Raw genomic sequence first — 15,386 nt, forward strand, 5'->3', positions numbered from 1 at the left:
AACGATCAGTGAGCGTAGGTCAGCAACAGCTCTTTCGGTACTTGGAAATCCAGGGACATCATCACGCTGAGCGCGGTGATGGTGAAGATCGAGAACACGAACAGCTTGCGCGCCCAGACAGTGTCATCCACTGCCTTGTAGCCGGTCCAGGCCATGTACAACCAGTACATGCCCATGGCGGCGGCGACGGCGAGGTAGCTCATGCCGGCGTAGCCACTGAAGGTCAACATCAAGGTCGCCACGAGGAAGGCCAGGATGTAGAGCAGGATGTGTTTCTTGGCGACCTCGATGCCACGCTTGACCGGCAGAACCGGAATCGAAGCAGCCAGGTAGTCATTGAAGCGGAAGATCGCGATGGCATAGGAATGCGGCATCTGCCACAGGCTGAACATCACCAGCAGCACCAGCGCGGCCATGTCGAAGCTATTGGTCACAGCCACATAACCAATCACCGGCGGCATCGCCCCCGACAGACTGCCCACCAGCGTGCCGTGAACCGACTTGCGCTTGAGGTACAGGCTGTAAAGGCCGACGTAGATAACAAAACCGATCACGGCAAACAGCGCCGCCAACGGGTTGGCCACCTTGTACAACAGTGCCACACCGGCAACACCCAGGACGGTCGCGTAGATCAGTGCCAGTTTCAGGGAGATGAGGCCCTGGACCAGCACACGATTCTTGGTGCGCTCCATCTTGATGTCGATGTCGCGGTCGATGCAGTTGTTGAACACACAACCGGAAGCTACCACCAGGGACGTACCGATCATTGCAGCCAGGAAGATGGCCAGATCGACATGTCCCTTGGAGGCCAGGAAGAAACCGCCTGCCACAGAAAGCACGTTACCGAAAATGATCCCCGGTTTGGTGATTTGGATAAAGTGCTTAAGCGACATCGGGTCTTACCTCACTTCGCCATCATGAACGTATGGATGCTGAACATGATCCATATCGACAGGCCAACCAGCAGCAGGATCACAAGACCTGCGAACACGAATGCAATCACGTTATCGCGCTGCTCTTTGGAGCGGTCCAGGTGCAGGAAGTACACCAGGTGAACCAGCACCTGAATCACCGCGAACGCCAGGACGATCATCAAGGTGATCGACTTCGGCAAGGTTGGGTACATCACCAGGCCGAATGGGATCAGGGTCAGGATTACCGACAGGATGAAGCCGATAGCGTAAGACTTTACGCTGCCGTGGCTCGCATCATGGCTGTCATGGTCATGGGAGTGTGCATTAGCCATTACAGGGTCCCCATCAAGTAGACGACGGTGAATACGCAGATCCAGACCACGTCCAGGAAGTGCCAGAACAGGCTCAGGCAGCTCAGGCGAGTCTTGTTGGTGTTGGTCAGGCCGTGTTTATTGACCTGATACATCATCACCGCCATCCACAGCAGGCCGGCAGTTACGTGCAGACCGTGGGTGCCTACCAGCGTGAAGAACGCGGACAGGAAGCCGGAACGGTGCGGGCCGTAGCCTTCGGAGATCAGCAGGTGGAACTCGTTGATCTCCATGCCGATGAAGCCCAGGCCGAACAGGAAGGTCAGTGCCAACCAGCTCAGTACGCCTTTCTTGTTGCCCTTGTAGAAGGCCAACATGGCGAAGCCGTAGGTGATCGAACTGAACAACAGCAAGGCGGTTTCGCCGAGCACGTAAGGCAGTTCGAAGATGTCGTGGCCCGACGGGCCACCCGCTACGTTGTTTACCAGTACCGCGTACACCGCGAAGATCGACGCAAACAAGATGCAGTCGGTCATCAGGTAGAGCCAGAAACCGAATACGGTCATTGGCCCCGAGTCGTGGTGATGGTCATCGTGCCCATGGTCATCGACATGGGCGTGTCCAGCATTGGTCACTAAGTTCGACATGGTTTAAGCCTGTTCCAACGAGGTTTCTACACGGTTGGCCGGGATTTTCTTCTCGGCTACCAGGCGAGCGTGTTGCTCGGCTTCGATGCGCTCGATCGTTTCGACCGGCACCATGTAGCCTTGATCATCACGGGCAGCGTGAATGATGAAGTAACCGATAGTGCCAACCAGGCCCACGATTGCCAGCCACCAGATGTGCCAGATCATCGCGAAACCGAACACGGTCAACAGCGCGCCCATCACCACGCCAGTGGCGGTGTTGTTCGGCATGTGGATCGGCTCGTAGTGCTTGGGTTGCTGGTACGCAGTACCGTCTTCCTTCGCTTCGGTGAACGCATCGATCGTGTTCGCAGTAGGAATCACAGCGAAGTTGTAGAACGGCGGTGGCGACGAAGTCGACCATTCCAGGGTGTGGCCATTCCATGGGTCGCCGGATTCGCAAGCGTTCTGCTTACGGTCACGGATACTCACGTACAGCTGGATCAACTGGCAGGCGATACCGGCAGCGATCATCAACGCACCGAACATGGCAACGTACAGGTACGGCACCCACTCAGGGTTGGTCGTAGCGTTCAGACGACGGGTCATGCCCATGAAGCCCAGTGCATAGAGCGGCATGAACGCGACGAAGAAGCCCGAGATCCAGAACCAGAATGCAGCCTTGCCCCAGCCTTCGTGCAGCTTGAAGCCGAACGCTTTCGGGAAGTAGAAGCTGAAACCAGCGATGTAACCGAATACCGCACCACCGATGATCACGTTGTGGAAGTGAGCGATCACGAACAGGCTGTTGTGCAGGACGAAGTCAGCACCCGGAATGGCCAGCAGTACGCCAGTCATGCCGCCGATAGCGAAGGTCACCATGAAGCCCAGGGTCCACAGAACCTGGCTGGTGATACGCAGACGGCCGTGGTAGATGGTGAACAGCCAGTTGAATAGCTTCACCCCCGTCGGGATGGAAATCAGCATCGTCGCCAGGCCGAAGAAGGCGTTGACGCTTGCCCCCGAGCCCATGGTGAAGAAGTGGTGCAGCCAAACCATGAAGCCCAGTACGGAGATCGCGCCGGAGGCGTAGACCATCGAGTGGTGACCGAACAGGCGCTTGCCGGTAAAGGTCGAGATCACTTCAGAGAAGATACCGAACGCTGGCAGGATCAGGATGTACACCTCAGGGTGACCCCATGCCCAGAACAGGTTCACGTACATCATTGGATTGCCACCAAGTTCGTTGGTGAAAATGTGGAAATCCAGGTAACGGTCAAGCGACAGCAGCGCCATGGTAGCGGCCAGGATCGGGAACGAAGCCACGATCAGGACGTTGGCCCAGGTGCAGGTCCAGGTGAAGATCGGCATGTCCATCAGTTTCATGCCAGGGGCGCGCATTTTCAGGACGGTGGCCAGGAAGTTGACCCCCGTCAGTGTCGTCCCGAGTCCTGATAACTGTAGCGCCCAGATGTAGTAGTCCACACCCACGCCAGGGCTGTACTGGATACCCGACAACGGCGGATACGCAACCCAACCGGTCTTGGCGAATTCGCCGACGCCCAGGGACAGGTTGATCAGCACCACGCCGGACACCAGCAGCCAGAAGCTCAGGGAGTTCAGGAACGGGTAGGCAACGTCACGTGCACCGATCTGCAGCGGCAAGGCAAGGTTCATCAAGCCGGTGAAGAATGGCATCGCCATGAAGATGATCATGATCACACCGTGAGCGGTGAAGATCTGGTCATAGTGTTCAGGCGGCAGGTAGCCAGGCGAACCCTCGGTGGCCATGGCCAACTGGGTACGCATCATGATGGCGTCGGCAAAACCACGCAGCAGCATGACCATGGCAACGATGACGTACATGACACCGATTTTCTTGTGGTCGACAGACGTCAACCACTCGGTCCACAGGTAGGTCCATTTCTTGAAATACGTGATTGCAGCAAACAGTGCCAGACCACCCAGCGCGATCATGGCGATGGTCACCATCACGATCGGCTCGTGGAACGGGACCGCATCCCAACTTAATTTACCAAACATCGTTTACTCCTCTGCCCCAGCAGTTGAATGCGAGCCCGTGTCAGAACCTTCAACCACGGCCACTTCTTTCTTCTCGTGCTTGACCGGCTTGCCTGGCTTCATACCTTCGTACTTGTCGACGATTTTCTGAAACAGGTCCGGCGTGTACGCGGAGTACAGAGTGGCGGGGTTGTTCTGGCTTGGTTTGGCAAGGGCATCGTATTCAGCTTGATCAAGCTGTTTAGGTGCGGCCTTGACTTTGGCTACCCAGGCGTCGAAATCTTCCTGGCTCGTCGAGATCGCTTTGAATTTCATGCCGGTGAAGCCAGCGCCGCTGTAGTTAGCGGAGATGCCTTCCATTTCAGCTTTCTGGTTGGCGATCAGGTGCAGCTTGGTCTGCATGCCTGCCATTGCGTAGATCTGGCCGCCCAGAGCGGGGATGAAGAACGAGTTCATCACGGCGTCGGAGGTGATCTTGAAGTTCAGCGGAGTGTGCTCCGGGAACTGGATTTCGTTAACCGTCGCGATACCCAGGTCCGGGTAGATGAACAGCCACTTCCAGTCCAGCGCGACCACTTCGATGTTGATCGGTTTGACGTCGGATTCCAGCGGACGGTACGGGTCCAGTGCGTGGGTGGACTTGTAGGTCACATAGCCCAGGGCAATGATGATGAGGATCGGCACCAGCCACACTGCGACTTCGATCTTGGTGGAGTGCGACCACTTCGGCGCGTAGGTCGCGCTGGTGTTCGACGCGCGGTATTTCCAGGCGAAGGCGAAGGTCATGATGATCACGGGGACCACGACCAGCAGCATCAGCAGGGTGGCGGTGATGATCAGGTTTCGTTCATCCAGACCGACCTGTCCTTTTGGGTCGAGCAAGGTCCACTTGCAGCCTCCCAGCATTAACATCATGCCAAGCAGCGGCAAAAAGCCTAGTAATCGGGGGTACCTGTTTTTACTCATCTCACGACCTCTAAAGCAGCTTGCGCAATGCAGTTGGGTTTTGATCGCCAACACTTCACCCTGCCAAGGGTTGGCATTTCTCTTCGATTGAATAAGAGCCTGCCCGGTACGCCATAAATGGACGTGTCACGGACCTGCGGTGAGTTCTTATTCGATTTCGTGGTTAAAGGCCTTGTTACAGACCAATTCCATTTGGTGCGGAAAGTTGAAAGGCTGCCGGAACCTGGGGTCGCACAGAGCCATCCATCTGCCCCTCGACCGCTCCAATGCTCAAAGATTGAACAGCACCGGACATTCAGTGCGGGCGATTGTAGTTAGCTAGCGATGTATAAACCATGTCTTATAAAGAAATAATTTTTATCGATTCCAGCAACAATCCTTCACCATTCCTGCAAAGGTTCGCGATCTTATCGTGTTCGATTCCCCACAAAAACCACAAAAATTGCCGTGTTATTCAGCACAGCCACTCAACCCTTACACGCTGTAAGGGCATGCAAAACGCATCCAAGTCCCCATAAAACAAGGCATTCGGACATCACCGAAGCGCTGGAACCACGCGGCGCTCGCGGCGTCATTCAAACCACGAACTGACAGCACAATTTGGCTTCCTGGCGCAAATTTATGCGAAGGTCCGGCACAGCAGAAACGTCCTGCGGCAGCTTCCGTGTGACAACATGTCGCACACTGCGCGCACCTCAAGTTGCTGCGCGTCACAGCACTTTCACAAATCCCTACGAACAAAAACGCCCCGGCCTTCCTTTAAGGAAGAGCGGGGCGTTTCAGTGAACAGACTCAGGCGTTGGGTCGGCGATTCCGGTAAATGCCCAACGGCACCAGGATCACCGTCAGCACGAACGCCACCAGTGCCCATTGCGCCAGGGACAGGCCGAGGATCGGCGGGTAAGGCGTGCTGCAGAAGCCATCAACCTGGAAGCCCAGCGGGAACACCTTGGCCAGCGGCAGGTCATCAACAATCGGCTGCAGCACATCGATGCCGCAGCTGACTTGCGGGAAGAACTGGGTGTACACATGGTGGCCGGCCGCAGCGACGCCGCCCAGCGCACTGAGTACCACCAACCCTTCAAACAGCGTGACCGCGCCCTTGCGGCGCATGGCGGCGCCGATGAACGCAAATATCGCAATCAACAACAAGGCGTAGCGCTGCAGGATGCACAGCGGGCACGGCGCCTCGCCCAACACGACTTGCATGTACAGCGCGCCGCCGATCAGCGCCAGGCAGATGATGCCCAGCAACACCAGAAAGCGCCGCTCCCTGCCTATACGCAATTCGTCACTCATCCCCGTTTCCCTTACCTGATTATGGTTAATGCCAGATGGCCGCAAGTTTACACACAGGGGATGGTTAAAACAGAAGGGGGTTAACAGCAGATTAATCAGCGGCAAATGGAGGAGCAATGTGCGAGCGGGCTTGCTCGCGAAGGCGGCGTGTCAGTCGACATGTTAAGTGACTGATCCAGGGCTTTCGCGAGCAAGCCCGCGCCCACAATTGGGCAGCGTCGTTTCCGGACAATTATTCCAGCGCCGCAGCCGGGCCGAAGAACTCGTAGCGCGCCTGCTGCTCGGGAACGCCCAAAGCCTTGAGGTGGCGCTTGATCGCCGCCATGAAGCCTTTAGGGCCAAGGAAGTAGGCGTCCAGGTCGCGCTGCTCGGGCAACCATGCCGCCAGTTGCGCTTGGCTCAGCAGGCCGACCTTGTCCGCCGCCGGGCTTACGCCGTCGTCCTCGGCATAACAGTAAAAGCGTTTGAGTTGCGGATGCTTGGCCGCCAGGGCGTCCACCCAGTCACGGAACGCATGCACCCCGCCGTTACGCGCGCAGTGGATAAAGTGCACCGGGCGCTCAGTGGCCAACGCCGCTTCGAGCATTGGCAGCGTCGGGGTGATGCCCACGCCACCGCTGATCAACACCAGCGGTTTATCGTTGGCCACCAAGGTGAACTCACCCGACGGCGGGAACAGCTCAACGGTCGCGCCAACCAGCAACTGGTCATGCAGGAAGTTGGACACCCGCCCACCGGCCTCGCGTTTGACGCTGATGCGGTAAAGGCCCGCGTCGCTCAAGGCTGACAGGGAGTAATTACGGCGCACTTCTTCGCCGTCGACCGTCAGCTTAATGCCAATGTACTGGCCCGGCGCAGCGGCCAGGATCGGACCGTTGTCCACGGGGGCAAAATAGAACGAGGTAATCTCATCGCTCTCCTCCACCCGCTTGACCAGCAGGAACGGCCGCGCACCGCGCCAGCCGCCCGGGGCCTGAGCTTTTTCGTCGTAGATGGCCGCTTCGGCGCCAATCAGGATGTCGGCCAACTGGCCGTAGGCGGCGCCCCAGGCGCTCAGCACCTCAGGCGTGGCAATCTCGCTGCCGAGCACTTCGTAGATGGCGCGCAACAGGCAGGTGCCCACGATCGGGTAATGCTCCGGGAGGATCTGCAAGGCCACGTGTTTGTTGATGATCTTGGCAACCAGATCGCCCAGTTGGTCCAACTGGTCAATATGCCGCGCGTACATCAGCACGCCGTTGGCCAACGCGCGGGGTTGGTCGCCGCTGGCCTGATTGGCCTGGTTGAACAGCGGGCGAACCTGCGGGTATTCGCTGAGCATCATGCGATAGAAATGCGTGATCAGCGCTTCGCCACCGCTTTCCAACAAGGGCACAGTGGATTTGACGATGGCACGGTCTTGGGCACTAAGCATGGCAGACTCCTGGGTCTTCTTACTGAATGCCTTTACTTAATCAGTATTCATGCCAACTTATTATTCGTTAATTTTCAATGATTTAAATATTAAGTAGTCAATATGACCTGCAACACAATATAGTCGTAAGGACTACAAGGAGTCATTATGACTGCACAATCGCTGCTCACCACCCTGCTGCCGCTGGTCGCCGACCTTTCTCGCGAATTGTCCGAAGGCGAGCGCTATCGGCGCCTGCTGCACGCCATGCGCGCCCTGCTGCCGTGCGACGCCGCGGCGTTGTTGCGCCTGGATGGTGAGTGGCTGGTGCCTCTGGCGGTGGATGGGTTGAGCGCCGACACCCTTGGTCGACGCTTCAAGGTCAGCGAACACCCACGCTTCGCCGTGCTGCTGAGCAGCCCCGGGCCTACCCGTTTCGACAGCGACAGCGAACTGCCCGACCCCTACGACGGTTTGGTCGAGGGCCTGCACGGCGACCTGCACGTGCACGACTGCATGGGCTGCCCACTGTTTATCGACGACAAACCCTGGGGCCTGCTGACCCTCGACGCGCTGGACACCGAGCGCTTCGAGCGTGTTGAACTGGATGCCTTGCAAGCCTTCGCCAGCCTGGCGGCGGCCACGGTCACCGTTGCCGAACGTATCGAGCGCCTGGCGTTGCGCGCCGACGATGAGCATCAGCGCGCCGAGATCTACCGCCAGGCCAGCGGCCAGCAGCACAAGGAAATGATCGGCCAGAGCAAGGCGCACAAGCGCCTGGTCGAGGAAATCAAACTGGTCGGCGGCAGTGACCTGACCGTGCTGATCACCGGCGAAACCGGCGTAGGCAAAGAGCTGGTGGCCCAAGCGATTCACGCCGCGTCGCCGCGTGCAGATAAGCCGATGATCAGCCTCAACTGCGCCGCCCTGCCGGAAACCCTGGTGGAGAGCGAACTGTTTGGCCATGTGCGTGGCGCCTTTACCGGCGCACTGAACGAGCGTCGCGGCAAGTTCGAGCTGGCCAACGGCGGCACCTTGTTTCTGGATGAAGTCGGCGAGTTGTCGCTGACCGTACAGGCCAAACTGCTGCGTGTACTGCAAAGCGGCCAGTTACAGCGCCTCGGCTCGGACAAGGAGCATCAGGTGGATGTGCGCCTGATCGCCGCCACCAACCGCGACCTCGCCGAGGAAGTGCGCAATGGTCGCTACCGTGCCGACTTCTATCACCGCCTGAGCGTGTACCCGCTGCAAGTGCCGGCGCTGCGTGAACGTGGGCGCGACGTGCTGCTGCTGACCGGGTTCTTCCTGGAACAGAACCGCTCACGTATGGGCTTGGGCAGCCTGCGCCTGAGCAGCGATGCCCAGGCGGCATTGTTGGCCTATAACTGGCCGGGCAACGTGCGGGAGTTGGAACATTTGATCGGCCGCAGCGCACTCAAGGCCCTGGGTAACTGCCACGAACGTCCGAAGATTCTGAGCTTGAATGCGCAAGACCTCGACCTGCCTGACGTCAGCGCGCCGCCGGTGATCGAAGCCCAGGCCGATGCGGTCCCGGTTGTCGCCGGCGACCTGCGCCAGGCCACCGAACATTACCAACGCCAGGTTATCAGCGCCTGCCTGGAGCGCCACCAGCACAACTGGGCCAGCGCCGCCCGCGAACTCGGCCTGGACCGCGCCAACCTGGGCCGCATGGCCAAGCGCCTGGGCCTCAAATAAACCAACGGGCTTGGTAAGCGGCGGTAGACACCTCGGTCCATGTGGGAGCGGGCTTGCTCGCGAATGCGGCGTGTCAGGCAACAACTCTGGCACTGAAACACCGCTTTCGCGAGCAAGCCCCCTCCCACATTAGATTGCCTTCGCTTTGTAGACAGGACTCACAGGCTTGGGCTTACGAAACACCAGCACATTCCCCAACATCACCAGCACCAACCCCATCAGCGCCGGGGCCGTCCACTGATAACCCTCGGCGAACGCCGACACGTTCAGCGCCACCACCGGGAACAACACTGTGCAGTACGCAGCGCGCTCCGGCCCCATGCGGCCGACCAGCGTGAGGTAGGCGGTAAACCCAATCACCGACCCCGGAATCACCAAGTACCACAACGCGCCGACATAACGCGCACTCCAATCCATCTCGAACGGAATCCCGCGCACCGCGCAGTAGGTCGCGAGCATCGCCGAGCCATACGCCATGCCCCAGGCATTGGTGGTCAACGGTTTGAGCCCGGCTTTTTGCTGCAGGCTCGAGAGCATATTGCCTGCCGAGAAACACATCGTGCCCAACAAGGCCAACCCCAGGCCGAGCAACGTCTGTGGGCTGGCGGTGTGCCCGGCCAATTCCGGCCAGAACAAGAACCCCAGGCCCATCAACCCCAGCGCGCCGCCCAGCAACACGTTCCGCGCGACCCGCTGGCCAAAAAACACCCGCGCATTGAGCGCGTTCCACAGCGTGGCCGTGGAGAACACCACCGCCACCAGGCCGCTGGGAATCCACTGGCTGGCAGTGAGGAAGCACATGAAGTTGACGCAGAACAGGCACAGGCCTTGCGCCAGGCAGATCAGGTACCCGCGGCGGTTCATCACCTGCAACTTACGACTCAGCAGTAACAGTGCAAACAACACCAACGCCGCCAGCCCAAAGCGGTAGACGATCGACACCGGAATCGCCACGACGCCCAATTGCCACTTGAGTGCAATCCAAGTGGTGCCCCAGATCAGCACGGTGAGTAAATACAGAAAAAGGTTCATAGCGGGCTCCGTCGATTGAGCCACAGTGTCACCCGCCAGGCCGGGAGCGCTCTTGCAGATTCTTGCGCTTTTGTCGGGCAGTGGGCTCACAGCGCCAGCGACGCGGAGTAGGATGCAAGGCGTCGGAGAGTACACACCATGCCTGATCTGGAATCCCTGCAAGTCTTTCAAGCCCTCAACCGCTCGCCCAACGCTCGCCTGGAAGCCTGCGCCGAGCTCGGTGACGGCTTGTCTGCGGCCTTGTGGAGCAACCATCACGACTCGCAGGACTACCAGGCGCCCAGCCATCACACCTTGTCCTGCTACATCGGCGGCGGCACCGGGACCTTTCGTCGCGACCAGCCGGGCACCAAGGGCGGCCCCGACAAGCTGTGTATTCTGCCGGCCGAACACCAGTCGGCCTGGGTGATCAACGGCGAAATTCGCCTGGCCCACGTGTATTTCAGCCCGGAACAGTTCGCCCTCGGCTGCGTCACCCTGCTCGACCGCGAACCGCGTGAACTGCAACTGCGCGAAAGCACTTTTCTCGAAGACGCAAGCCAGGCGCGGCGCTTTCACCGATTGATCGCCCTCAACTGGCACGAGCCCGCCGAGCGCCTGCTGACCAGCAGCCTGGCGCATGAAATGCTCAGCCACACCTTGCTCAGCCAGGTCGGTGCGCGTGATGGCCTGCGCCTCAAAGGCGGGTTGGCCGCGCATCAGCGGCGGCTGTTGGTGGACTACATCGATCACCACCTGGAGGACCCGATCAGCCTGGGGCAACTGGCCGGACTCTGCGCGCTGTCGGAATACCATTTCGCGCGGATGTTTCGCCAAAGCTTCGGCTTGCCGCCCCATCAATACCTGTTGGCACGACGGCTGGTTCGGGCACAGACCCTGTTGCGCAGTGGCGCCCTGCCCCTCGGTGACATTGCCTGGATGTGCGGTTTCTCCAGCGCCAGCCACTTCACCCATCGTTTTCGCCAAGCCATGGGCGCAACGCCCGGTGAATACCGCCAAGCGTTCTGCACCGCCTGAACCATCACCCCCTCATCAAGCCCAACGTCTTGGCTTTGGCCACCGCCTGGGTGCGCCGCTCCACGCCGAGTTTGCTGTGAATACGCCGCGCGTGGGTCTTGACGGTGTGCAGCGAAATAAACAGCCGATCGGCGATTTCCAGGTTGGAGTTGCCAAGGGCGATCAAATGCAGCACTTCCAGTTCGCGTTGACTCAAGGGGTTCTCCGCCACGCCGCCGGGCGACGCTTGCGTCTCCAACCCCAGCTCACTCAATAACCCAGGAGCGCGCAAGCGCAGTTCGCGAATGGCCTGTTGCACCTGACAACGCGCGGCCAGTTCCAAACCGGTTTGCAGGGCGTGGCGGGCCAGCGCCGCATCGCCCACGCGCCAGGCCACTTCGCCCAGCACGAGGTGCAATTCGGTTTCCAGGCACAGCATGCCGCGTTGCTGGGCGGTGTGCAGCAAGGCATTGAGCCGCACCATGGGTTGGTCGGCGCAGCCCAGCCGCACCTCGGCCAGCACCAGCAAATACTCCAGACGTGGAATCAATTCCAGCGTGGCCGGCGGTGCCTGTCGAGCCTGCGGCCCACGGAAGTGGCGCAACACCCGGCGCACCGCCTCCACGGTCAAGTCGGCGCGGCCCTGCTGTAACCAGAAGTGCCCACTGACCAACAGCAGCACTGCGCGATACACCGATTCCGGCACTTGGCGTTGCTGCATCAAGCGCTCGGCGTCGCGCAGTTGGATAAAGGCCTGGGCGTAATCGCCATGGTTGGCTGCCAGCAGTGCCAGGCCGAGAAACCCGTACAGCACGCGTTTGTCCTGGCTGTGCAGGCACATCGTCAACCCGGCGTCGAAACACTCGCTGGCGAGTGCGTCCTGCCCCTGGCGCAGCGCCAAATGCCCGCGCCGCAGGGCGATGCGCCCGACCAATGGCCCGGCCTTGAGCCGCTGCTGCATGAGCATCGCCTGCACATTTTCCAGCAGGCTTTGCGCGCGATACGGGGCGCCGCGTTGTTCCAATAATTGCGCGTGGTCCAGTTCCAGCAACGCCTCCAGTACCAACGAGCCGTGGGCCCGCGCCAGGCACAGGGCTTCGCGGTTCAGCGTTTGGCCCACGTCCAATTCACCGCGCAGCAAGGCTTGTTGGGTCAGGCCCGAGAGGCACATCACGCGCGACGTCCAGGCGTTATCGGGCAAGGCTTGCAAGGCTTCCAGAAAATGCTCGCGGGACCGCTCGGCATCGCCGCCCAGATGCAACAGCCAACCCCATTGCGCCTGCCAGCGGGCCAACAAATGCCGCTGTTGCGCTGCACTGGGTTGCGGGGCAAAGCGGGCAAGCTGGTCGATGCACACGCCCGCCTGGTCAAAACGCCCGGCAAACAGCAGCGCCGCCGTGACCAGCCCCACCAGTTGCGCAGAACCGAGCATCACGTCATCGCCATGCTCTTCATGCAGGCGCAACAGCAGCAGCGCATTCTGCTGGCGGAACAGGTCTTCAAAACTGAAGTGCTGTAACAAACTCACCGCCACTTCGTACTCTTCGGCCAGCAACGCCTGTTCAAACGCGGCTTGCCAGTCGCGCTCGGCGGTAAACCACTGGCAGGCACGCCGATGCCACGAGCGCTTGGCCGGCCAGGGCTCATTGCAGAGCAATCGCGCCAGCGGCGGGAACACGTGCAGCCAATCGGCGGTGTCTTCCCATGGCTGGATAAATGCACCGAGTGCCTGCAAATCCCGCAGGTACTGAGCGCCGTCGCCAGCACCGAACAGGTGCTCACACAAGCTCGGGTTGAAACGCGGCAGATGCGCCAGCACACGCCAGGCATCGGCCAGTTCGGCCGGCAAGGTACTGAAGAGCTCATGTTGCAGGTAGTCGAGCAAGGTCTTGTCCGGGTGCCCATCGCCCAGCAAGGCGATACGCACGCCCGCACACCAACCGGCACTGAACTGCATCACGCTGTCGACAGTCTGCCCGGGGCCCAGCAATTGCTGGACCTGCGCGGGGCTGAATGCCAACTCACTGCACTCCAGCAACGCGTCGTCGAGCAACAGCCGTGGCCAGTTGCACAGCGGCCGCCGTCGCGCGCCCAGCCACCAGGTCAGCGCCGGGCTGGCGACGTTGAGTAAACGATCGAGCAACGCGTCCAGCCCAGGCGCGGGCAGACGGCAGAAGTCATCGAGAAATACCCACGCCGCGTGCTGCCAGCGGCTGAGGTCGAGCAACAAAGTGGCTTCATCGACAAAGGGCAGCCCCAGGTTGTGCGCCAGGCGCTGACAAAATTCGTGGGGGCTGAGGACCGCGCCATTGAGCGGCAGCCAATAGACCTGGCAACCTTTCGGCGCCTGCAACGCACACTCTGCGAGCAACGCACTCTTGCCACTGCCGCCCGGCGCGCAAAGCAACTTGACCCTGACGGGCGCGGCGAGCAAAGGCTCGGCCAGGCGCGGGCGCAACAGATGGTGAGCGGACAGCCGTGGCATGAATCCAGGACGGTCCAGGCAGCGTGTCATGGCGGTCATTGCTGCATCCTGCGTTTTTATTGTTATGCAACCTGACGCCTACCGTAGTCCTGTGGTCGGCGGTTGTTGAAGAAGTATTCAGCGGGGTGATTAATGACCATGCACAAAAGCCAATGTGGGAGCGGGCTTGCTCGCGAATACGGCGTGTCAGTCATCGACTTCTGAGACCGATACACCGCCTTCGCGAGCAAGCCCGCTCCCACCATTGAGCCCAATTCGACCCGGGATCAGCGCACGCCCGTAGACCTCAAAGCCGCCGGTGTGTAATCCGCCGCCTTGGCCGCAAAGCCGAACACGAAGCTGCTTTTCTCCTCATTCTTCATCCCCAGCGCGATGTAGCGCCCGGCGATGATGTCGTACAGGGTTTCCACGGTGTAGGCCGGCACCTGGTGGTCGTAATAGAACTGCGCATGGCCTTCGGCAACACGCCACAACTGGCCACGGCCGTCGTAGTGATCCACCAGCGCGACTTGCCAGCTGTCCTCGTCAATGTACATGTGGCGCTTGGCGTAGATGTGTCGCTCGCTTGGCTTGACGGTGCCGACCACTTCCCACACCCGGTGCAGCTCGTAACGAGTGAGGTCCTGGTTGATATGCCCGGCCTTGATGATGTCGTCGTACTTGAGGGTCGGTGAGTCGAGCTTGTAGCTGTTGTAGGGGATGTACATCTCTTTTTTGCCGACCAGTTTCCAGTCATAGCGGTCGGGGGCGCCGGAGAACATGTCGAAGTTGTCGGTGGTACGCAGGCCGTCGGAGGCCGTGCCCGGGCCGTCATAGGACACTTGCGGCGCGCGGCGCACACGGCGCTGGCCGGCGTTGTAGATCCAGGCCAGGCGCGGCTCTTTCACCTGGTCGAGGGTCTCGTGCACCAGCAGCACGTTGCCCGCCAACCGCGCCGGGGCGGTGACCGATTGCTTGAAGAAGCTCAACACGTTGGCGGCCTTGGCCGGGTCGATATCCGGGATGGCCTGAGGCACCGCCACTTCTTCCTCGAAGCGGATCGGCGTGTAGCTGCCGTTTGTCTGCGGGGTGGCCTGGGTGATGATGCGTTTCAGGTTGCCGCCGTGGTAACGGGTGATGTGGTTCCACAGCACTTCCACGCCATTCTTGGGAATCGGGAACGCGTAGTAGCGGTTGCCGGTGAAATTCTCCAGGCCGTTGCCGTTGTTGATCGCGTGCACATTCAGCGCGCTGCGCTTGATTGACTCATAGATGTCCGGCGGCAGGTTGACCGTGCGGTGCGTCGGGTACACCGGGATTTTGTAGGTCTCGGGGTAGCGCTTGAACATCGCCACTTGGCCGTCGGAGAGTTTGGCCTTGTACTTGTCCACCGTGGCGGCGGTAATCACGAACAGCGGTTTTTCATTGGCGAATGGGTCGGCGAGAAAGCCCTTGCTGTCGACTGCGCCGGCGTTTTTCGGGATGCCACCGGTCCAGGCCGGGATTGAGCCATCGGCGTTGCCGGCTTTTTCGGCGCCCACCGGCGTCAGGCTGGTGCCGAGCTTGGCGGCCTCTTCGGGCGACACGGCGGCCATGACGTGGGCCGCCAGCAAACTCAGGGCCATCACTGCAAATATCTTACGCATA

General features: G+C 60.2%; 12 protein-coding genes and 1 pseudogene. 3 read left to right on the forward strand and 10 right to left on the reverse strand.

Translation table 11 applies throughout. The features are described 5' to 3' along the window. Positions 1 to 5 precede the first annotated feature (5 nt). The 5 genes from cyoE to cyoA are packed head-to-tail and all read right to left on the reverse strand — an operon-like array spanning position 6 to position 4,839. A complete protein-coding gene (cyoE, locus tag CPH89_RS04990; RefSeq protein WP_053257914.1) occupies positions 6 to 893 on the reverse strand; it encodes a heme o synthase in 888 nt (295 codons plus the stop codon). 11 nt (positions 894 to 904) lie between these two features. Next, a complete protein-coding gene (gene cyoD, locus CPH89_RS04995) occupies positions 905 to 1,246 on the reverse strand; it encodes a cytochrome o ubiquinol oxidase subunit IV (protein WP_010206434.1) in 342 nt (113 codons plus the stop codon). Continuing rightward, positions 1,246 to 1,872: a cytochrome o ubiquinol oxidase subunit III gene (locus CPH89_RS05000; RefSeq protein WP_010206435.1), complete on the reverse strand. Its 627-nt coding sequence runs from the start codon at positions 1,870 to 1,872 to the stop codon at positions 1,246 to 1,248. Before CPH89_RS05000 ends, cyoD begins: the two co-directional genes overlap by 1 nt. Positions 1,873 to 1,875: 3 nt before the next feature. After that, positions 1,876 to 3,894, reverse strand: coding sequence for a cytochrome o ubiquinol oxidase subunit I (gene cyoB / locus CPH89_RS05005; RefSeq protein ID WP_053257915.1), 2,019 nt, complete (start codon positions 3,892 to 3,894; stop codon positions 1,876 to 1,878). Between the two features lie 3 nt (positions 3,895 to 3,897). Next, complete coding sequence (gene cyoA, locus CPH89_RS05010) at positions 3,898 to 4,839, reverse strand: ubiquinol oxidase subunit II (RefSeq protein WP_053257916.1); 942 nt, start codon at positions 4,837 to 4,839, stop codon at positions 3,898 to 3,900. Between the two features lie 27 nt (positions 4,840 to 4,866). On the opposite strand from cyoA, the pseudogene CPH89_RS30755 reads away from it, so the two are divergent. Then, a pseudogene (locus CPH89_RS30755) lies at positions 4,867 to 5,157 on the forward strand (hypothetical protein). A 474-nt stretch (positions 5,158 to 5,631) separates the two neighbouring features. Here the strand turns inward: CPH89_RS30755 and CPH89_RS05020 are convergent. Continuing rightward, the gene (locus CPH89_RS05020; RefSeq protein ID WP_053257917.1) at positions 5,632 to 6,138 is read right to left on the reverse strand and encodes a disulfide bond formation protein B; all 507 of its coding nucleotides are present in this window, start codon (positions 6,136 to 6,138) and stop codon (positions 5,632 to 5,634) included. A gap of 232 nt (positions 6,139 to 6,370) precedes the next feature. Next, positions 6,371 to 7,552 carry an NO-inducible flavohemoprotein gene (gene hmpA / locus CPH89_RS05025; protein ID WP_053257918.1) on the reverse strand — a complete coding sequence of 394 codons (1,182 nt, stop codon included), beginning with the start codon at positions 7,550 to 7,552 and terminating at the stop codon, positions 6,371 to 6,373. A gap of 147 nt (positions 7,553 to 7,699) precedes the next feature. Between hmpA and norR the strand changes: the two genes are divergently transcribed. Next, positions 7,700 to 9,247 carry a nitric oxide reductase transcriptional regulator NorR gene (gene norR / locus CPH89_RS05030; RefSeq protein ID WP_053257919.1) on the forward strand — a complete coding sequence of 516 codons (1,548 nt, stop codon included), beginning with the start codon at positions 7,700 to 7,702 and terminating at the stop codon, positions 9,245 to 9,247. 129 nt (positions 9,248 to 9,376) lie between these two features. Here norR and CPH89_RS05035 read toward each other — a convergent pair whose 3' ends face one another. Then, positions 9,377 to 10,279, reverse strand: a complete 903-nt coding sequence (locus CPH89_RS05035; protein ID WP_053257920.1) for a DMT family transporter — start codon at positions 10,277 to 10,279, stop codon at positions 9,377 to 9,379. 138 nt (positions 10,280 to 10,417) lie between these two features. Between CPH89_RS05035 and CPH89_RS05040 the strand changes: the two genes are divergently transcribed. Then, entirely contained in the window at positions 10,418 to 11,296 is an 879-nt protein-coding gene (locus CPH89_RS05040) for a helix-turn-helix domain-containing protein (protein WP_053257921.1), read from the forward strand. A 4-nt stretch (positions 11,297 to 11,300) separates the two neighbouring features. Here CPH89_RS05040 and CPH89_RS05045 read toward each other — a convergent pair whose 3' ends face one another. Next, the gene (locus CPH89_RS05045) at positions 11,301 to 13,799 is read right to left on the reverse strand and encodes a LuxR C-terminal-related transcriptional regulator (RefSeq protein WP_053257922.1); all 2,499 of its coding nucleotides are present in this window, start codon (positions 13,797 to 13,799) and stop codon (positions 11,301 to 11,303) included. A 227-nt stretch (positions 13,800 to 14,026) separates the two neighbouring features. Then, a complete protein-coding gene (locus CPH89_RS05050) occupies positions 14,027 to 15,385 on the reverse strand; it encodes a DUF1329 domain-containing protein (RefSeq protein WP_053257923.1) in 1,359 nt (452 codons plus the stop codon). Position 15,386: the final 1 nt, after the last annotated feature.

Origin of the sequence: Pseudomonas fluorescens, assembly GCF_900215245.1 — a bacterium.
GTDB lineage: Bacteria > Pseudomonadota > Gammaproteobacteria > Pseudomonadales > Pseudomonadaceae > Aquipseudomonas > Aquipseudomonas fluorescens.